The sequence below is a fragment of the Flavobacterium sp. FG19 genome (genome assembly GCF_057809475.1).
Genome location: NZ_JBMDKA010000024.1, coordinates 24,077 through 43,237 on the forward strand (window position 1 = coordinate 24,077; position 19,161 = coordinate 43,237).

Sequence of the window (19,161 nt, forward strand, 5' to 3'; positions counted from 1 at the left end):
TTAATTATTTACTGGTTGAAAAACAAAAATCGTACCTATCGGGATCTGCTGTCAGCTAATTGACAAAAAAAATAACAATTAAACAGTTAAAAAACGCTTAATTTATTAACTAAAACCCAAAATAAAGTTGTTAATAAATCATTTAAATAAGTGTAAGTAAATAGCTGAAAAAATTTTTAAAAACCGTATCTTGGCACGCTTTGTAACTAATATAATTATTTAATATAACAACTTATGTCTGAAGGAGAAAAGTTAATTCCTATTAACATAGAGGATGAAATGAAGTCAGCTTACATCGATTATTCGATGTCAGTAATTGTATCGAGAGCACTTCCTGATGTTAGAGATGGCTTGAAACCAGTGCACCGAAGAGTTCTTTACGGAATGTATGATTTGGGTGTAACGTCAAGATCTGCCCACAAAAAGTCAGCGAGAATTGTAGGAGAGGTTCTGGGTAAGTACCACCCGCACGGAGATACTTCTGTTTATGATGCAATGGTTCGTATGGCGCAGGAATGGAGTATGCGTTATTTATTAGTGGATGGTCAGGGTAACTTTGGATCTGTTGATGGTGACAGTCCGGCAGCGATGCGTTATACTGAGGCCAGAATGCGTAAGATTTCTGAAGAAATTATGGCAGATATTGAAAAAGAAACAGTTGATTTTCAATTGAACTTTGACGATACAATATATGAACCAAAAGTAATGCCTACCAGAGTTCCTACTTTATTGGTAAACGGAGCAACAGGTATTGCAGTTGGTATGGCAACCAATATGCCGCCGCACAATTTAACCGAAGTTATCAATGGTACTTTAGCTTTTCTTGATAATAATGATATTGAGGTAGATGAATTAATGACACATATTAAAGCTCCTGATTTTCCAACAGGAGGTATAATATATGGATATGAAGGCGTTCGTGAAGCTTTTAAAACAGGTAGAGGACGTATTGTAATGCGTGCGAAAGTTGGTTTTGAAGAAGTTGACGGAAGAGAATCTATTATCGTTACTGAAATTCCATATCAGGTTAACAAAGCCGAAATGATTAAACGTACGGCTGATTTAGTAAACGAGAAAAAAATTGAAGGCATTGCCAATATTCGTGACGAGTCGGATAGAAATGGTATGCGTATCGTTTATATCTTAAAACGTGATGCTACGCCAAACGTAGTTTTAAATACCTTATATAAATACACTCAATTACAATCTTCTTTTAGTGTAAACAATATTGCTTTAGTAAAAGGACGTCCTCAGTTGCTGAATCTGAAAGATATGATTCACTACTTTATTGAGCACCGTCATGATGTTGTAGTGAGAAGAACGCAGTTTGAATTGCGTAAAGCAGAAGAAAGAGCACATATTTTAGAAGGTTTAATCATTGCTTCTGATAATATCGACGAAGTAATTGCGTTAATTAGAGGGTCTAAAAATACAGACGAAGCCAGAGAAAAATTGATCGAAAGATTTAAATTATCCGATATTCAGGCTCGTGCTATTGTAGAAATGCGTCTGCGTCAGTTAACAGGTCTGGAGCAGGATAAATTAAGAGCGGAATATGATGAATTGATGAAATTAATTGAGCATTTGAAAGCTTTATTAGCAGACATTAATTTAAGAACGGACTTAATTAAAGAAGAACTGATTGAAATTCGTGATAAATACGGAGATGATCGTCGTTCTCAAATCGAGTATTCAGGAGGTGATGTGAGTATTGAAGATTTAATTGCGGATGAGAATGTAGTAATTACGATTTCACATGCGGGTTATATCAAACGTACCAACTTATCTGAATACAAGACACAGAACAGAGGAGGAGTAGGACAGAAGAGTGCCGGAACCAGAGATCAGGATTTCCTTGAGCACATGTTTGTTGCTACAAACCATCAGTATATGATGTTCTTTACACAAAAAGGAAAATGTTTCTGGATGCGTGTGTATGAAATTCCGGAAGGAAGTAAAACAGCAAAAGGAAGAGCTATCCAGAACCTGATCAATATTGAAAGTGAAGATAAAGTAAAAGCTTTTATTTGTACACAAGACTTAAAGGATAAAGACTATATCAATACACATAATCTTGTAATGGTAACGAAACAAGGGCAGGTGAAGAAAACTTCTTTAGAGAAGTATTCGAAACCTCGTGCTAATGGAGTTGCTGCTATTACCATTAAAGAAGGTGATGAATTACTGGAAGCAAAATTAACAGATGGAGAAAGTCAGATTATTTTAGCGGTTAAGTCAGGTAAATTAGTTCGTTTTGAGGAAACCAAAACACGTCCGATGGGAAGAACCGCTTCAGGAGTTCGCGGTATTACCTTAAAAGATGATACTGATGAAGTAATTGGTATGGTTACTGTAGCTAAAAATGATATTGCCGATTCACAAATTTTAGTGGTTACTGAAAACGGATATGGTAAACGTACTAAACTGGTTGATGATGATGGTGAAGATGTGTACAGAATTACCAACCGTGGAGGTAAAGGAGTTAAAACGCTTAATATCACAGATAAAACTGGTAAGCTGATTTCTATTAATGCAGTAACGGATTCTGATGACCTGATGATCATTAATAAATCAGGATTGACCATCAGAATGGCAATTGAGGATTTACGTGTTATGGGACGTGCTACTCAGGGTGTTAGGCTGATTAACTTAAAAGGAAAAGATTCTATTGCTGCTGTTACCAAAGTAATGAAAGACGACGCTGAAGAAGTAGTTGTTGATGAAGACGGTAATGTTGTAGAGCCTGCTATCGAAAGAGTAAAACCGGATTTAGAAGTTCTTGAAGATGACGGAACGGCTGAAGAAGATGACGACGACGATACAGAGGAAGAGATCGAAGAAGATGATTCTGCTGATGAAGAAGAATCTGAAGAATAAAAAGAGAAACTACAAGAATATTAAATTAAATATACAAATTGAACACTATGAAAAGTAAATATGTAATACTAGCGTCAGCCTTACTGATCTCTGTAGCTACGTTTGCTCAAAAAGATCAAATTAAAAGTGCCGAAAAAGCATTAAAAAGCGGTGATGCTCAGGGAGCACTTGCACAATTAAAAGATGCTGAGAACCTGATCGTAAATGCTAAAGATACAGAGCAGGCTCAATACTATTTTGTACAAGGGAATGCTTATTTAGATCTTGCTACTAAAAAAGTAGAAGAGAGTAAAAATTTAAGTGCTGCTGCTGATAGTTACAAAAAATTAATCGATCTTGAAAAAGCTTCCGGAAAACAGAAATATTCTACTCAGGCAGCTGCTTCTATTACTAATATTAAAGGATTGTTGATTAATTCGGCTATCGCAGATACTCAGGCTAATAAACATTCTGAGGGAGCAAAAAAATTGTATGACGCTTATCAGTTAGACAGAAAAGATACTATCAATCTTTATTATGCTGCTTCTACAGCAGTAAATGCACAGGATTATGATGCAGCTCTTCCAATGTATGAAGAATTAAAAAAATTAAATTATTCAGGTAAAGGAACTTTGTATCTGGCTGTAAATAAAGCAAGCGGAAGCGAAGATAATTTCAGTGATGCTAAAGAAAGAGATTTGGCAGTGAAATTAGGTACTCACGAGAAGCCAAAAACAGAAGCTATTCCTTCAAAAAGAGGTGAGATTTATAAAAATCTTGCTTTGATTTTAGTTCAGAAAGGACGTACAGAAGATGCGAAAAAAGCAATTGCGGATGCCAGAAAAACAAATCCGGACGATTCGTCTTTGATTTTAACTGAGGCTAACCTGTACCTTGAGACTAAAGATTTTGAAATGTACAAAAAACTGGTTGGTGAAGCTTTGCAAAAAGATCCAAACAATGCCGACTTAGTATTTAATCTTGGTGTTTTAAGTTCAAATGCTAAAAACAATGAGGATGCTGAAAAATACTATTTAAAAGCAATTGAGATTAATCCAAATTATGCAAATGCTTATTTGAATCTGGCGGCATTGAAATTGGAGGCTGAAAAACCAATCATTGACGAAATGAATAAACTGGGAACTTCTGCAAAAGACATGAAACGTTATGATGTTTTAAAAGCACAGAGAGAAAATGTTTTCAAAGGGGTTATTCCTTATCTTAAAAAAGCAAATGAACTAGATCCTAAAAACGAAGATGTTGCTAAGACATTATTAGGAGTTTATAAAGCTTTGGAGATGACTGCCGAAGCTAAAGCTTTAAAAGCAACAATGAACTAATTAGTTTGTTGGGAATATAATAAAAAACCATCCGCCCACAACGGATGGTTTTTTTATGGCTCCATTTTTAAATCGTTACTTTCTTTAATTAACTAATACGGCTGACAAGGTAATAGTTGTATTTAAAAGTTTGGAAATAGGGCATATTTCCTTGGCTTTTGCAGCTGTTTTTTCAAATTCTTCTGCAGAAATAGAAGGAACTTTTCCTTTTAAGTCCAAATGAATTAAGGTGATAGAACCGTCTTCAAAAGTTACGGTAGCTTCCGTTGTTAAATCATCAGCTGTAAAGCCGGCTTCGTTTAGTAAAAAGCTTAACTGCATTGTAAAACAGCCTGAATGAGCGGCTGCTATAAGTTCTTCCGGGTTTGTACCCACACCGTCTGCAAATCTCGTTTTAAAAGACAGCTGTGCGTTATCTAAAGTGGTGCTTTGTGTGCTTATTGTTCCTTTTCCTTCCATACCGGTTCCTTTCCAGTTGGCATTTGCTTTTCTAGTAAATTTCATTTTCTTGGTAATTAAAAATTAATAACTGTATTTTGTTGATTATCAATAAATAGTGGTTAATCAAATATAGCGAATATTTTCCAGTATTAATTTATCAATTTGTTATTTGAAAGTAAATTCATAAAAAAAGAGGTGTAATGAATATTGTCATTACACCTCTTTTAAGTATTTTGAGATCTTAACCTATTCCTGGTTTAAGTTTCTTAATTGTTTTAATTTATCTTTCCATACTTCCAGGCTTTCTTTGTGTATAGCGATATTTTTGCGTACTTCAAGAACAATTGAATTTTCCTTTTTAGCATTTTTAGTATTAGTGAAAAACTGAATATTGTTTTCTAACTGAAAGATTTCATTTTGTACTTCTTCAATTTTACGCATGATAAAAATCTTTTCATTGTCCAGTTTACGGGTGTCATTACTGTCAGATAAAGAATCGATTCTGTTGGTAAAACGCATCATTTCAGATTCTTTTTTGCTTAAGCTTAATTTTTCAAAAAGAGCATCTAAAATTTTGTTGAACTTTCCTTCAATATGACGTCTTGAAAAAGGAACTTTTCCATAACCTTTCCAGATTTCAATATGCTGTTTAATAGCATCTAAATCAGTTTTATGGTCTCCTGTTAACTGATAGGCTCTTAAGATATCTAAATAGGCTTTTTTATTGTCAAAAGCGGCTACTTCATCCGCATTTTCTTCGGATTTGTGTTCTTTAAGTTTGTCAAAGTAATGGTTACATGCGTCTTTGAATTCTTTCCAGATTTTGTCTGAATACTTTTTAGGAACATGCCCAATCTGTTTCCATTCCTCCTGAATTTGTTTCATAATTGGAGTAGTCGAAGCAAAATCAGTGCTTTCCTGAAGTTCTTTGGCTTTGGCCACAAGAGCCATTTTTTTGTTTAAATTATCGTTTTGATCCTTTTTGATGTCTTTGTAAAATGAATTTTTAAAGGCATTAAAATTTCGAACGGCATTTTTAAAGGCTGCCCAGGTTTCTTCATTTACTTCAGAAGGAACTTTTCCCGCCGCAAAAAACTCGTTTCTTAAATTTTCTACTTTTTGAATCTGAACCAGCCATTGTGAATGCGAGTTTACTTTCTCAGTGCCTAAAACTTCAATTTTGGCAATAATTTCCTTTTTGATTTCGAGATTCTGCTGCTCATTAGCTCTTTGGCCTTCAAATAAAAGTTCTCTTTTATCGTGGATTTTTTTAGTCAGTTCGCTAAATTTATTCCAGATCGAATCACGGTGTTCTTTTGAAACCGGGCCAATATCTTCTTTCCAGAGACGATGTAAATCCTGTAATTCACGAAAAGCTTTGTTTACATCCGTTTCATTGACAAGTTCCTCGACTCTTGCAATAATTTTTTGCTTCTGGTCCAGATTGTGTTTAAAATCTAAATCTCTTGCTTCACGGTCCAGGTGCAGGTAATCGTAAAAATTCTCTAAATGAAAATGGTAATTGTTCCAGACATGATTGTATTTGTCTTTTGGAATTGCTCCGGCATTTTTCCATCTTTCTCTTAAGTCATTAAAATGCTTAAGGGTATCTTTAATATTTTCCTGAGGATTTATAAGTTCTTTTAATTCCTCAACTATAGCAAGTCTGGTTTCAAGATTTGATTTTAAATTAGTCTGTAAATGCTTAAAGTGTACATTTCTTTTCTCTCTGAAAATATTGTAATATTCGTCAAATTTTGATTTTAAAGGAGAGTGATATTCAAATTCTTCGTTAGGATCTTCTTTTGAAGCATTAAATTCTTCTCTTTTTTCTTCTAAGAAATGATTGTACTGTAAAAGAAACGATTTTTTGATTTCTTCAATATGATCTTTTACAGACATTATTTTATCTGTATTTACCAGTTTTTTAAGTTCATCGACAAGTGCGTCCAGAGAAAACGTGTGATAATCCTTCATAGGAATTTCATGACGCTCTTTTAATGTTTCATCTTCGCCTTCTTCTGCATTTGAATTGTTTATGGCATCCAATGCACTTTGATGATCAGCAGTTTCTTCCGTTTCAACTGGTTTTTTATTCTCAGTTTCAGTATTTGAAATTGAAGTTTCTTCAGCGTTTGGGATATCTGCTGTTTCAACTGTGTCATTTTGAGTAGAATCGGTTTCGATTCCTAATTTTCCGTCTGCTTCCTGCAGGTTATCGTTCTTTTCTTCTAACATTTTTAAATGTATAAGGTTTTACTTTAAACAGTGCGAAAGATAGTAAAGGTGTTTCTAACTACAAAATAAATCGTTTGCTTAAACGGTATTTTACCATTAAATTCTTACCCTTTGCTTGTGTTTATGTCTGTTGTATGTTAATTTTTACTGGTTTTCCGAATGAAATTGAAATTTGTATTTCGTATCATTTTTAGAAAAATGAAATTAAAAGTAGTAATTTAAAGTTTAATTTTTGTTTTATCCTCAGTTAAAATAATATCAGAACACCCATTTCGAGCCCAAAGTTGTATGTTTTCTGTCCTCCAAATGCTGCACTTGGATGAATATAAACTAAATTGTCTGGTGTAATTTTACGCCCAAATTCTAAAAAAGCATTATTTTGAAATCCCTTTAAAGTATTGTTATAACGAAAGGCTGCATCAGCCGCAATCCAGTTTTTTCCAAAAAACCAAAGGATCACATTTTCGAAAGCAGTTACATTTACGGTATTCCGGTCACTGTGTCCCGCAAAACTGGTTTGGTATTCCAGTGATGAAATCCATAAATATTGTTTTGATTTTAAATAACGTCCGTAGAAAATAGTAGGAATGAAGAGCCATTTACCACTGCCAAAATTTGGATCGGAGGCAGAATTTGAAACTACTCTTGCTCTTAGAGCAACGGCATTGTTCTGCTGCATATAAGGGATGTAACTAATACCTGCGCCAATATCACCAATTCCGGTTTTGCTGGCGGCACTTGTATTTGCCGAGATTAAAGGGAGATCAAATCGGAGGTTCCAGGCTTTGTTTCCTACAGGATAAAGAAAACGTAACTGAGTGGTATTAAAAGAACCGTTTTCAGTATCCAGATATTCATTAAAAAGTAAAATGGTTTTTAAAAAATAATGGTATCGGGGTTCTGAAAACGGATTGTTAAATCGAATAGTGTCCTGAGCGGTTACTACAGCTGAAAAAATAAAGTACAATATGCAGAAGTAAAGTAATGTTTTATTCATAACTATCTACAAATGAGTAGACTAAATTACAAATTTTACTTTAATGTCCTGATTTTTAGACTTTTTTATTTGTTCCAGATCTTCCAGGCTTTCTCTGCCTGAAAAATAAGCATATCGTAACCATTTTTAATTACAGCCCCTTTCTCTTTGGCATTTTTTAAAAACTGCGTTTCTGCCGGATTATAAATCAGATCGTAAGCAATATGTTTTTCGGTGAAAAACTCATATGGAAGATCAGGACAAGCCTCGATATTTGGGCTTGTTCCAACCGGAGTACAGTTGATTATGATTTGAAAGTTGTCAAAAGTTGTAGCATTGATAAGATTGTAATCAATGATATTTTCTTTAGCTTCCCTTGAAACAAAAGTATAGGGAATATTAAGCTCATCAAGAGCAAAAGCGACTCCTTTAGAAGCGCCGCCGGTACCCAGAATTAAAGCCTTTTTATGATGCGGCTCTAATAATGGTTTTAGTGATTTTTTAAAGCCGTAATAATCGGTGTTATATCCTTTTAATTTCCCGTTTTTAGTAAATCTAATGGTGTTTACGGCACCTATTAAAGCTGCTTTTCTGGATAATTTGTCTAAAAAAGGAATAACCTGTTCCTTATAAGGAATGGTAACATTCAGCCCTTTTAGATCAGGATTATTTTTAAGAAGTCCTGTTAAATGACCAATTTCGGAAATGTCGAAATTTTCATAGCTGCAGCCTTCAAAAACTTCGTTGTTAAATTTTTCTGTAAAATATCCTTTTGAAAACGAATAACTTATATTTCGGCCTAATAAGCCAAATCTTTTTTTAATTACCTCCATTTGGACAGTATGGTAAGGTGTATAATACACGTACTATTTTTCCGTACATTTCTCCGGGTTCCCATTTAGGCATTGATTTAATCACGCGGATCATTTCTTCACCGGTATTCATGCCTAAATCTTTGGTGATTTTGATATCACTGATACTTCCGTCTTTTTCTACAACAAATGTACTGATGAGCTGTCCACGGGTGTTTGTAGAGCTCATTTCCTTAGGGATAATATAATTTGCCTGAAGAAATTCTCTCATTTTTTCGATACCTCCGGTAAATTCAGCTCTCAGCTCAACTTGTTCCTGATTGTATACTTTATTGGTTACGGCTGCAACTTTACTTTGGGCAAAAGTAAAACTCATCACGGTAAGGGATAAAATTGTAAAGATTTTTTTCATTATTGTTTTCTGTGTTTTTCGATATAATTTTTAACCATTTTTTTTGTCCATACAACCGGGAACAAATCTTCGATAATGATATAATTATCAAAGTTTAAGCGTAAACCGTTGCTCAAATGAAATTTTGCTTTGGTATTGTCCTGAATCATAAAATACAATCCTGCTAAACGGTATTCGATTTCGTTTTCTTCCGGAAAATACTCGGTCGCCTGCAGTAAAGTCTGGATTGCGCTTTCAAATTCTCCCAGAAACTGAAGAATATCTACCCAGAATAACCAGGTATCCAGTGCATAATCACCAAATTCTACGGCTTTTCTGTATCCGAATTCGGCTTCTTCAAAAAAGTTCATTTGTTTGTTAATGGTAGCATAACGCTTCCAGTACAAACGGTTTTGGTTGTCGATTGCCAGTGCTTTATTTACAAAAAATAAGGCTTTTTGAAAGTTCTTCTGACGGACATGAAAGTCGGTAATAGCAATCCATCCTTTGTCCAGAAGCGGATCTTCGTGAACAGTCTGGTTGTAATACTGAAGCGCTTTTATGGAATTTCCTAATTTTTCATAGCATTTCCCAATTCTAAGCAGTGCATAGGATGTTGCATCGTCCAGTTCAATGGTGCGATTGTAGCTTTCAATAGCTTCGTGATACTTTTTAAGACGCTCGTATGCTTTTGCTTTTTCCATGAATGCCCCTAAAAACTCATCATCAATTAAGGTGGCATAATCGAAAGCACGAATGGCATTTTCGTATTCTTTTACACCATAATGAAGTCGGCCAAGCTGATGCCAGGCAATTTCACTATATGGATTTTTATTGATATAATCGTTCAGGTATACGATAGCTTCCTGATTCTGATCTAAAAATTCAAAACAATATACTACGTTATACAGGGCAGACTGGTCTTCTAAATCTTCTTCAAGGCATTTGATAAAGCTTTCTTTGGCCAGTTCAAGGTTATCCATAAAAAGATATTCCATCCCTATAAGATTGTATACATCGGCATAATCATCGGTATACTGCAGCGCAATTTTAAGCAGTTCTACTGCCTTTTCGTGCTGGTCTCGTTTGGAACAAATATTGGCTTTCTGGATGTAAATTTCCTCGTTGTTAGGTTCTATGGCATACAACTCGTTTAAAAGCTTCTCTGCAATTTCGAGTTTGTCTTCGTAAACCAGCATTTCTACTTGTACTAATTTTAAGCCCGTAGATTTTGGATGCTGATCTAATGCAAGTTTTAAGGCCTTTTTTGCTAAATTAGCCTTGCCTATGTCTAAATAATGAAGAATAATTTCTTCAAATTCTTCAGAATCAAAAAAGAGTACTTTGTTTGTTTTTAACATCGACTCAAACTTTGATAAGGATAGGTTATAATCTTCTTCTTCGTTGCTTAATTGCATACTCTGTTTTATTTGAAATTAGCCTGTTATAAATTTAGGCAACCATTTTATTGATGTCAGGAAGGAAAATTAATTGTTTTGAACAATTTAATTAACAAAAATCACAGAAATTTCATTCTGTTTTTAAGTTTAATCTTTTGATTTGAAAAAGATTAAACGGGTTATTGTTATGCTTTTTCTTTTTTCAGTATTTCATCCATAACTTCCAGAATTATGGCACAGCCTTCCTTTATTTCTTCTTCGGAAATGGTTAATGGCGGTGTGATACGGATGGCGCATCCTTCAAACAAAAGCCAGAACAATATTAAACCTTTATCCTGACAATTTAAAATAACTTCATTAGTTATTTCTGCTGATTCGGTCATTGCTGCCAGCATTAATCCTTTTCCTCTTACTTCTTTTATCAAAGGATGTACCAAAAGCGATCTGAAGAGTTTTTCCTTTTCAAGTGCTTCCTGCATTAAATTTGTTTCAGTTAATTCCTGCAAAGTAGCCAGACAGGCTGACGCAATGACAGGATGTCCCCCAAAAGTGGTTATATGCCCCAGCTTCGGATTTTCGGTCAAAAGGTCCATTCTTTCAGCCGATGCTGTAAAAGCCCCCACCGGCATTCCGCCTCCCATGCCTTTTCCCATTACCACAATATCAGGGACAACCTCATAAGTCTGGAATCCAAAAAGCTTTCCGGTTCTGCCAAAACCCGGCTGAATTTCATCTACAATCATTAAAGCGCCTACTTCATCACAGCGTTTGCGGACTTTTTGCAGAAAGTTGTTTTCCGGCTGGATGAATCCGGCACCACCCTGAATGGTTTCTAAAAGTATGGCAGCCGTTCTTGTTGTTATTTTTTCTAAATCGGCCTCGTTGTTGAAAGTGATAAAATCTACGTCAGGAAGCAAAGGCCTGAAAGCCTGCTTGCGCTCTTCAAATCCCATGACACTCATAGAACCCATGGTATTTCCATGATAAGCATTGTGGCACGAAATCAGCTGACTGCGTCCTGTGGCTCTTTTGGCTAGTTTTAAAGCGCCTTCGATTGCTTCTGTACCTGAGTTTACCAAATAAGTCTTACTAAGTGATTCGGGCAGGAGAGAAGCCATTAATTTGCAATATTGTACGGCCGGACTCTGCGAGTATTCTCCGTAAACCATAACATGCGAATATTTGTCGAGCTGGTCTTTAATGGCCTGATTCACTCTCGGATGCTGATGTCCCAGTGTACAGGCCGAAACCCCGGCAACAAAATCTAAATATTTTTTATTGTTGGTATCGTAAATATAAGAGCCAATGGCGTGCGAAACTTCCATTCCTAAAGGATAAGGAGAAGTTTGAGCCTGATATTTTATAAAATCCGGATTCATTTTTTTAGGTACTAAGTGACTAAGTTGCTAACCTTAAGAATTTTTACTCTTAAAGTGACAAAGGCAGTGAGAAGCTTTTTGTTTCACGTTTCAGACTGCTGAATACTGAGATGGTGACTGAAAACTAAAAAAAAGCTACTTTTTCTTAGGCGCGGCTTCTGGTTTTACAGCCGGTTTCTTTTTGTCGTAATTCAGCGTTTCTTTTCTGACTTTTAGCGGAACATTTTTATTTTTTTCTTCCTGCTCTTTACCTTCTTTGACTAATTTTTCGTTAAGTTCGTTGTCTTCTTCTGTAAAAATATCATCTTTTGATTTGATTCTTTCATTACCGCGCCAGATAAACCCACGAAGTTTACGGGCATTTTCAGGCAGATCTTCCTCGGGATACATATCGCCGTCGACTCTGTTGAAAAAAGTAATATTTTCTACTGCATTATTTTCAAGGATCAGGTTGATTTTACTGCTTACGTTTTTGTTAATTCCAATTAATTCATTGTCATCATTCCGCATAAAATAGACCACTTCGGTATTTTTGACGACATCTACATCATGAAGTTTTCCTTCTCTGAATTTTCCAAATAAATTGAGCCCCTTAACCTGATTGTATCCCGTTCCTAAAGTATCTTTTGAAATTAAAAAGGTATTGTTAAGCACTTTTAGTGAATCCAGTTTTTTGGTGTTATTATCACCAATTAAATGCATTATATCTCCTGTAATCTGGCTTTCACCATTCCATAAAATCGGATTTCCAATCAGTTTGGTAAGAGCTGTTTTGGAATTGGAATGAATCGAATCACATTTTCCACTCATATCGATTTTATAAAAACGGACATTTTTAAATGCTCTTAAAATTCGCTCTCCTTCTTTTCCGGTAACCATTAATTTCTGTCCGTGAATGTAAACAGAATCGTTCTCAACTAAGTTGATGGCAACGGCTCTTTTGGTGACGTACATCGAATCTTTTAGTTTGTAAATTTCGGCATAGTGCCCTTTAACAAGTCCTTTGTTAATAGAATCTGTGATTTTTACATTCCGGGTTGCCGAAGCAAATTCAGTATTTCTGTTGTAAAATAAACTATCTCCCTCTATAAGCCGGTCGTCATATTTGATATAGGATTTCCGTAAAAAGTGAGCGAGATTTTTTTTGGTGTCATAAAACCCCCTTTCCGTATAAATATAATTTGCTTTACTCGTAATAGTAGAAGGCCCGAGTAAGTAGGTATGTCCGGAATTACTGTAATAATCTAAATGGTTGGATTTAATTACGTACTTAGGATTTGTGATGGTTACTTCTGTCAGGAACTGGAATTTTTTCTCTGCAACAAAATACTTTCCGGATTTGCTTACTAAAGTATTGTCTTTGTTAATAATGGTTCCTTTTGTGTTGTAAAAAACTTCCTGAGTATTTCGGTCAAAATTAATGGTATCCGTCTGTAAAGTAGCATCAGGTGAAGTCATTACGGCATTTCCGGTCGCAAAAGCTTTTTTTATATTTCCGCTGTATTCAGCATATTTACTGTTCAAAAATAAGGTGTCACCCTGTACCAGCTGGACATTTCCAAACGCTTTTAAATAGTTCTCTTTCTGGAAATAATATGCTTTGTTACAAGTAAGCACCACACCGTCGTGGTTTACTTTTACATTTCCGGTCAGCAGGATTCCGTCAGGAACTAAAACCTGGTCAACATCTAGAAAATCAGAATGTTCTATATTGATTTTTTTGGGTGCCGGAGTGCCTTTTTTCGCCTGTGCAGAAACAATTTGTATACTTAATAAAAGCAGACAGTAAGATATGAAAAAGAGTGATTTCTTCAACTGATTAAATTTTTGTCAAATTTATGAAAAAGGTTATAACCTTAGATTGTTATTAGGATTAATTTATGTTTCAAAATGTAAAGAATGTTTTTGTTTTTATTTATCAACAAAAGAGAGAACTCTTACGTTGTAGTAAGCTGTTTTGCGGGGACCTGCTAAGAAATCAAAAGGTGTTTTTTTGAGGTTCTGAAAAATAAACTAAATTTAGTAACTGGTTTTGAATTTTGTAATGAAGTTTAAAATATCAAAATCGTAGTTTAGATTTAAAAAAATATGATAAAAAGTAAATGTATTGCTGTTGGTATGGCCGTAACAATCCTGTTTTCAGGCTGTAAAACAAAAGATGTAAAAATGAGTGAAGTAAAAGAAGAAAATTCAAAAGATCATAAAATTGTGGTGTATCAGGTTTTTACCCGTTTGTTTGGAAATAAAAACACAACTAATAAACCGTGGGGGACAATTGAAGAAAATGGTGTTGGAAAATTTAATGATTTTACAGATAAAGCACTTCATGAAATTAAAGATCTTGGGGTAACCTATATCTGGTATACAGGAGTGCCTCATCATGCTTTGGTACGTGATTATACCGGATACGGAATCTCAAATGACGATCCGGAGGTAGTAAAAGGACGTGCCGGTTCTCCTTATGCAGTGAAAGATTATTATAATGTAAATCCTGATCTGGCGGTAAACCCTGCCAACAGATTACAGGAGTTTGAGGATTTGATTGCCAGAACTCATAAAGCAGGATTAAAATTGATTATCGATATTGTTCCCAACCATATTGCCCGTAAATATGAAGGAAAAAATAATCCTGAGGGAGTAAAAGATTTTGGCGCAGATGATGATGTGACAGCTGAGTATAAACGGGATAATAATTTCTATTATATACCAAATTCTCATTTTGAGATTCCGGATGGAGATGTTCCGCTGAATGGAGAAAAGAATGCTCTCGTTGATGGTGTTTTTGATGAAAAGCCGGCAAAATGGACAGGGAATGGTTCGCGCAAGGTAAAACCGGACCAAAATGACTGGTATGAAACAGTGAAAGTAAATTATGGCGTACGTCCGGACGGCACAAAAGATTTTCCGGAACTTCCTGCAGGTTTTGATCAAAAAGCATACACAGAACATTTTGCATTCTGGCAGGACAAAGAGGTACCGGATTCCTGGAAAAAGTTCAGATCGATTGCTTTATACTGGATTGCAAAAGGAGTTGATGGTTTTCGTTACGATATGGCAGAAATGGTGCCTTACGAGTTTTGGAGTTATATGAATTCTTCTATTAAGATGAAAAATCCAAATGCTTTTTTACTGGCGGAGGTTTATAATCCAAATGAATATCGCAATTATATCCGTTTGGGAAAAATGGATTATTTATATGATAAAGTAGAAACTTATGATAAACTGAAAGATATTATTCGCGGGAAATCATCTCCAGACGGATTATCAGATATTCAGAAAGGAATGGCCGATATTGAACATCATATGCTTCATTTTTTAGATAATCATGATGAACAGCGTCTGGCTTCGCCTGAGTTTGCAGGAAATCCGGAAAAGGGAAAGCCTTTGATGGTAGTTTCAACAACTTTAAGTACATCGCCTACCATGATTTATTTTGGACAGGAAACAGGAGAGGCCGGAAATGAAAATGCGGGTTTTGGAACCCGTTCCCGAACTTCTATTTTTGATTATATTGGTGTACCCAATCATCAAAAATGGATGAATGGAGGGAAATTTGACGGAGGGCAATTATCTGATTCTGAAAAATCATTGCGTGATTTTTACAAACGACTATTGAATTTTTCTTTAAAAAGCCCCGCTTTGATGGGGAGTTTTCAGGAAATACAATCTGTAAATCGTCAAAATAATGCTGGTTACGATGAATTGATTTACTCGTATGTTCGCTGGTCAGAAAAACAAAAGTTAATTATTACAGCGAACTTTTCTTCAGAAAAAACAAGTGAATTTGATTTGAAGATTCCGGCGGACGTTATTGCAAAATGGAATGTGAAAGACGGTGAATATAAGCTTACGGATCAGTTGTATCAAAAAAGTATGGTAAAACTGCTTGTAAACAATGGGGAAGGGACTGTCAAAATAAAAATAGCACCTTCGGAATCTTTTATATATGAGCTTGAGTAAAAAAAGTGAAAAGAGATAGTGAAAAAAAAGCTGATACAATTTGTATCAGCTTTTTTTAGTTTTATACTTTTTTGACCTTTTTAAGGGCTTCGACGTAATATTCGTTTACTTTCTCCCAGTTTATATGTTGGTAGAAAGCGTCAATATAACTTCCTTTTCTGTTTTGATAATCGAGGTAATAAGCATGTTCCCATAAGTCGATGCCTAAAATTGGGGTTCCAGGGATCAAAGCGTTTTTCATTAATGGATTGTCCTGATCTTCTGTTGTGGTTATCTGGAGTTTTCCGTAGCGGTCTACTACTAACCAAACCCAGCCTGAGCCAAATTGTTTTTCTGCCTGTCCTTTAAATTGATTGGTCAGGTTGTCAAAAGAACCAAACTCTTTGTTGATAGATCCCGAAAGGGTGTCTTTTGGTGTCTGCTCTTTTGGGGTTAAAATATTAAAATAAAGGGTATGGTTATAATAACCTCCCGCATTTTGACGAAGTTTGGCATTGCTCAGATCCATTTTTTTTAAAATATCCTCGATGGGCATATTTTCATATTCTGTTGAGACAATCTCTTTATTGAAATTATTTGTGTACGATAAATAATGTTTGGAATAATGAGTTTCCATAGTTAGAGATCGTAAAGCCGGGCTTAGTCCGTCGTAAGCAAAAGGCAGTTTGGTAAGTTCAAAAGAACCCGGATCTGCTTTTACGTCGTTTGGCGAGCCAATTGTTATTTTTTCTTCTTTTGTAGGCAGTGGAACTTCTACAACTTCAGTCAGCTTATTGTTGTCATTACAAGAAAATAATAATAAAAATGAAGCTAAAATGCTGAAGCGGACGATGTTTTTCTTCATAATGATTTATTTTGATGTGAGTGAATTAATAATTTCGATATAATTCTCTTTTGCTTCATCACTTGATAAATGGCTGATCTGCATCCATGCATTGGTTTTAAAAGCATTTCTCAAATCAAAATTATCAGACTGATGATAGACTGCTGTTCCAAAAGTGGCCTGTTTATAAAAGGCATAAAGTCTTAACTGCACATCTTGCGGCAGTGAGGCCTGTGTCATTTTCATTGCGGTTTCTACGGCCTCGGAAAAACGTGTATCTAAATCTTTTTCCGTCATTATGCTTTTGAAGCGATAATAGTTTTGGCTCCAATGGCTTTTTGTCCTAAAACAACATTAATTGGTGTACCTAAAGGTAAAAATAAATCTACTCTTGATCCAAATTTAATGAAACCGGCATCAGTTCCCTGTACAACCTGTGTTCCTTCTTTGGCATAGTTTACAATTCTTCGTGCCAGAGCTCCTGCAATTTGTCTGTAAAGAACTTCTCCAAAAGTGTCATTTTCTATCACTACAGTGGTTCTTTCATTTTCTTCGCTGGCTTTTGGATGCCAGGCAACCAGAAACTTACCAGGATGGTATTTGCTGAATTTTATAATTCCATCCATTGCATAACGGGTTACGTGAACATTGATTGGTGACATAAAAATAGAAACCATCAAACGCTTGTCCTTAAAATATTCACCTTCGTATACTTCTTCGATAACTACAACTTTTCCGTCTACCGGAGCCAATACATGATTCGTGTCTCTGACAGCAATTCTTTTTGGATTTCTGAAAAATTGTAAAATAATAATTAAGATCAACAGTGCTGCTATCTGAATAAGCATTCTCAGCCAATTGATATCTATAAATCTATCAGCAATTACAAGTACGGCAACAGTAAAAACTGTTCCTAATAAAATAGATGGGGCTCCTTCTTTATGAAACATAATATAAAATTTGATAAAATAAAAATATAATTGGTGCTACAAATATAACACTATCTAAACGATCTAGTATACCTCCATGTCCCGGCATTATCGAACCGCTGTCTTTTATACCTGCAATTCGTTTGAATTTGGATTCTATTAAGTCTCCAATTGTTCCAAAAACACTTACTATTAAAGCAATAATCATCCATATCAGAATCGATTTACTGCTAAATTCAGGATTTGGACGAATGTATAGTTTTGAGATTAAAAAGCCGGCAAAAGCAGCGAAAACCATTCCGCCTAAAAAACCTTCAATGGTCTTTTTAGGAGAAACACGTTCAAATAATTTGTGTTTACCCATTGATTTTCCAACCAGATAGGCAAAAGTGTCGTTGGTCCAGATCAGAATAAATAAGCCCAGAATAATTTTAGGGTTATAATTGTTTGTTCCAAACGAAATTTTTACAATAAAAATAAAGGGTAACGTAATGTATCCTAAAAGGTATAAGTATTTGGAAGAAATGCTTACTTTTTGAACAGAATCATAAAACAGGAAGATGATGCATTTGACAGATACCACTAAGGTAACTGCAAGAAGTATAAGATCTAACTCCTGAATGTTGGTTTTTAAATCCAGATTGGATTGTAATACACTGTTTAAATAAGCAGTGGTTTGTTTGTTATAATGACTAATAAGTATAACAACCGTATATAGTGTTGTTCCGAATAAAATCGCAAAGATCTTATTAAGGTTTACTATATTAGAAAATTCATAAATTGTAATAACTAAGAAAATACCAAAAAGAAGGATGAAGCTTTCAGTCGAAAACAAAATAGAAGTTAACAGCAGAGCAATATAAACAGCACCAGAAATGGTTCTCTTAAGTGTTTCGTTCATCTTAAAGATCTTCTAAAAGCAGTAAATAAAGATTTTTGGCAACACTGCCGTATTGAGTAAAATCTTCTTCTTTGGCTTTTTCGAAATATTTTATAGTGGTGATATTGGTTGGATAGTCTCTTTCGTATTTGCGTTTAATAGCACTTAAGCCGTCACTTTTCATTGGAACAATCTGGCTTGTTGTGGCAAGAATAACAATATTAGCTGGTAAATCGTTAGGTTTGTTTTGTCTTATTTGTTTGGAGGAAAACAAAATGGAGCCTTCATCTGCAATTAAATTTTCGCATTTTGCCAGCAGAAATTTAGGGTCTGAAGGAGCTATATAAAATAATTTGTTTTCTTCTAATAAATGAAAAAGTACTGATTCATAACATAAAGCTTCTTTTTCAAACCAGTCGTTTTCTTCTAAAATATTTTCAAATTGTTCTGCAACTTCCTGAGCGTTTTCACAGTATAAAAATTTTCCGCCATTTTTCCTGAAATTAAAAATGAATTGTTCATCTAATGACAAATGGCTGTTCTGGGCAGGAGTTCCTGCGTATTCGCTTTCGTGTTCTTCATCAGAAGCAGATTCGCCGGAACCAAATATTTTTTTGAAAAAATTCATTTTTTATATGAAATGCTTTACATGTTAATTGAAAACGTTCAAAGATAAAAAAATCTTAATTCAAAAGGATATTTTGAATTAAGATTTTAAAAAATATTGCATATTTAT

At 34.8% G+C, this 19,161-nt stretch carries 16 protein-coding genes; 3 read left to right on the plus strand and 13 right to left on the minus strand.

Annotated elements, in window-relative coordinates:
- The first annotated feature begins 234 nt into the window (after window positions 1-234).
- Entirely contained in the window at window positions 235-2,877 is a 2,643-nt protein-coding gene (gene gyrA / locus ACODST_RS20730) for a DNA gyrase subunit A (RefSeq protein WP_488933996.1), read from the plus strand.
- A gap of 47 nt (window positions 2,878-2,924) precedes the next feature.
- Window positions 2,925-4,196, plus strand: a complete 1,272-nt coding sequence (locus ACODST_RS20735) for a tetratricopeptide repeat protein (protein WP_488933997.1) — start codon at window positions 2,925-2,927, stop codon at window positions 4,194-4,196.
- A gap of 84 nt (window positions 4,197-4,280) precedes the next feature.
- Here the strand turns inward: ACODST_RS20735 and ACODST_RS20740 are convergent, their stop codons facing one another.
- The 8 genes from ACODST_RS20740 to ACODST_RS20775 form a co-directional block, all read right to left on the minus strand.
- Complete coding sequence (locus tag ACODST_RS20740) at window positions 4,281-4,700, minus strand: OsmC family protein (RefSeq protein WP_488933998.1); 420 nt, start codon at window positions 4,698-4,700, stop codon at window positions 4,281-4,283.
- A gap of 183 nt (window positions 4,701-4,883) precedes the next feature.
- Window positions 4,884-6,875 carry a DUF349 domain-containing protein gene (locus ACODST_RS20745; protein ID WP_488933999.1) on the minus strand — a complete coding sequence of 664 codons (1,992 nt, stop codon included), beginning with the start codon at window positions 6,873-6,875 and terminating at the stop codon, window positions 4,884-4,886.
- 247 nt (window positions 6,876-7,122) lie between these two features.
- Window positions 7,123-7,872, minus strand: coding sequence for a lipid A phosphoethanolamine transferase (locus ACODST_RS20750; RefSeq protein ID WP_488934000.1), 750 nt, complete (start codon window positions 7,870-7,872; stop codon window positions 7,123-7,125).
- Window positions 7,873-7,937: 65 nt separating this feature from the next.
- The gene (locus ACODST_RS20755; RefSeq protein ID WP_488934001.1) at window positions 7,938-8,684 is read right to left on the minus strand and encodes a shikimate dehydrogenase family protein; all 747 of its coding nucleotides are present in this window, start codon (window positions 8,682-8,684) and stop codon (window positions 7,938-7,940) included.
- Window positions 8,671-9,075 carry an energy transducer TonB gene (locus ACODST_RS20760; RefSeq protein WP_488934002.1) on the minus strand — a complete coding sequence of 135 codons (405 nt, stop codon included), beginning with the start codon at window positions 9,073-9,075 and terminating at the stop codon, window positions 8,671-8,673. The genes ACODST_RS20755 and ACODST_RS20760 overlap by 14 nt, the downstream gene beginning before the upstream one ends.
- On the minus strand, window positions 9,075-10,472 hold the full coding sequence (locus tag ACODST_RS20765) for a tetratricopeptide repeat protein (RefSeq protein WP_488934003.1): 1,398 nt from the start codon (window positions 10,470-10,472) through the stop codon (window positions 9,075-9,077). Before ACODST_RS20765 ends, ACODST_RS20760 begins: the two co-directional genes overlap by 1 nt.
- A 167-nt stretch (window positions 10,473-10,639) precedes the next feature.
- Window positions 10,640-11,833, minus strand: a complete 1,194-nt coding sequence (locus ACODST_RS20770) for an aspartate aminotransferase family protein (RefSeq protein ID WP_488934004.1) — start codon at window positions 11,831-11,833, stop codon at window positions 10,640-10,642.
- 135 nt (window positions 11,834-11,968) lie between these two features.
- The gene (locus tag ACODST_RS20775) at window positions 11,969-13,648 is read right to left on the minus strand and encodes an OstA-like protein (RefSeq protein WP_488934005.1); all 1,680 of its coding nucleotides are present in this window, start codon (window positions 13,646-13,648) and stop codon (window positions 11,969-11,971) included.
- 273 nt (window positions 13,649-13,921) lie between these two features.
- On the opposite strand from ACODST_RS20775, the gene ACODST_RS20780 reads away from it, so the two are divergent.
- Window positions 13,922-15,793, plus strand: coding sequence for an alpha-amylase family protein (locus tag ACODST_RS20780; RefSeq protein WP_488934006.1), 1,872 nt, complete (start codon window positions 13,922-13,924; stop codon window positions 15,791-15,793).
- A gap of 61 nt (window positions 15,794-15,854) precedes the next feature.
- On the opposite strand, the gene ACODST_RS20785 is transcribed toward ACODST_RS20780, so the two are convergent.
- Genes ACODST_RS20785 through ACODST_RS20805 form a run of 5 tightly spaced genes read right to left on the minus strand, consistent with a single transcriptional unit; the run spans window position 15,855 to window position 19,053 of the window.
- Window positions 15,855-16,637 carry a superoxide dismutase gene (locus tag ACODST_RS20785; RefSeq protein ID WP_488934007.1) on the minus strand — a complete coding sequence of 261 codons (783 nt, stop codon included), beginning with the start codon at window positions 16,635-16,637 and terminating at the stop codon, window positions 15,855-15,857.
- 6 nt (window positions 16,638-16,643) lie between these two features.
- Window positions 16,644-16,913, minus strand: a complete 270-nt coding sequence (locus ACODST_RS20790; RefSeq protein WP_488934008.1) for an acyl-CoA-binding protein — start codon at window positions 16,911-16,913, stop codon at window positions 16,644-16,646.
- Window positions 16,913-17,566: a phosphatidylserine decarboxylase family protein gene (locus ACODST_RS20795; RefSeq protein ID WP_488934009.1), complete on the minus strand. Its 654-nt coding sequence runs from the start codon at window positions 17,564-17,566 to the stop codon at window positions 16,913-16,915. The genes ACODST_RS20790 and ACODST_RS20795 overlap by 1 nt, the downstream gene beginning before the upstream one ends.
- Window positions 17,556-18,446 carry a phosphatidate cytidylyltransferase gene (locus ACODST_RS20800; protein ID WP_488934010.1) on the minus strand — a complete coding sequence of 297 codons (891 nt, stop codon included), beginning with the start codon at window positions 18,444-18,446 and terminating at the stop codon, window positions 17,556-17,558. The genes ACODST_RS20795 and ACODST_RS20800 overlap by 11 nt, the downstream gene beginning before the upstream one ends.
- Window position 18,447: 1 nt before the next feature.
- On the minus strand, window positions 18,448-19,053 hold the full coding sequence (locus ACODST_RS20805) for a lactate utilization protein B/C (protein ID WP_488934011.1): 606 nt from the start codon (window positions 19,051-19,053) through the stop codon (window positions 18,448-18,450).
- Window positions 19,054-19,161: the final 108 nt, after the last annotated feature.

Bases quoted from the DNA above. Each gene is read 5' to 3' on its own strand.
- gyrA (WP_488933996.1), top strand. From the start codon at position 235: ATGTCTGAAGGAGAAAAGTTAATTCCTATTAACATAGAGGATGAAATG.
- ACODST_RS20735 (WP_488933997.1), top strand. From the start codon at position 2,925: ATGAAAAGTAAATATGTAATACTAGCGTCAGCCTTACTGATCTCTGTA.
- ACODST_RS20740 (WP_488933998.1), bottom strand. From the start codon at position 4,700: ATGAAATTTACTAGAAAAGCAAATGCCAACTGGAAAGGAACCGGTATG.
- ACODST_RS20745 (WP_488933999.1), bottom strand. From the start codon at position 6,875: ATGTTAGAAGAAAAGAACGATAACCTGCAGGAAGCAGACGGAAAATTA.
- ACODST_RS20750 (WP_488934000.1), bottom strand. From the start codon at position 7,872: ATGAATAAAACATTACTTTACTTCTGCATATTGTACTTTATTTTTTCA.
- ACODST_RS20755 (WP_488934001.1), bottom strand. From the start codon at position 8,684: ATGGAGGTAATTAAAAAAAGATTTGGCTTATTAGGCCGAAATATAAGT.
- ACODST_RS20760 (WP_488934002.1), bottom strand. From the start codon at position 9,075: ATGAAAAAAATCTTTACAATTTTATCCCTTACCGTGATGAGTTTTACT.
- ACODST_RS20765 (WP_488934003.1), bottom strand. From the start codon at position 10,472: ATGCAATTAAGCAACGAAGAAGAAGATTATAACCTATCCTTATCAAAG.
- ACODST_RS20770 (WP_488934004.1), bottom strand. From the start codon at position 11,833: ATGAATCCGGATTTTATAAAATATCAGGCTCAAACTTCTCCTTATCCT.
- ACODST_RS20780 (WP_488934006.1), top strand. From the start codon at position 13,922: ATGATAAAAAGTAAATGTATTGCTGTTGGTATGGCCGTAACAATCCTG.
- ACODST_RS20785 (WP_488934007.1), bottom strand. From the start codon at position 16,637: ATGAAGAAAAACATCGTCCGCTTCAGCATTTTAGCTTCATTTTTATTA.
- ACODST_RS20790 (WP_488934008.1), bottom strand. From the start codon at position 16,913: ATGACGGAAAAAGATTTAGATACACGTTTTTCCGAGGCCGTAGAAACC.
- ACODST_RS20795 (WP_488934009.1), bottom strand. From the start codon at position 17,566: ATGTTTCATAAAGAAGGAGCCCCATCTATTTTATTAGGAACAGTTTTT.
- ACODST_RS20800 (WP_488934010.1), bottom strand. From the start codon at position 18,446: ATGAACGAAACACTTAAGAGAACCATTTCTGGTGCTGTTTATATTGCT.
- ACODST_RS20805 (WP_488934011.1), bottom strand. From the start codon at position 19,053: ATGAATTTTTTCAAAAAAATATTTGGTTCCGGCGAATCTGCTTCTGAT.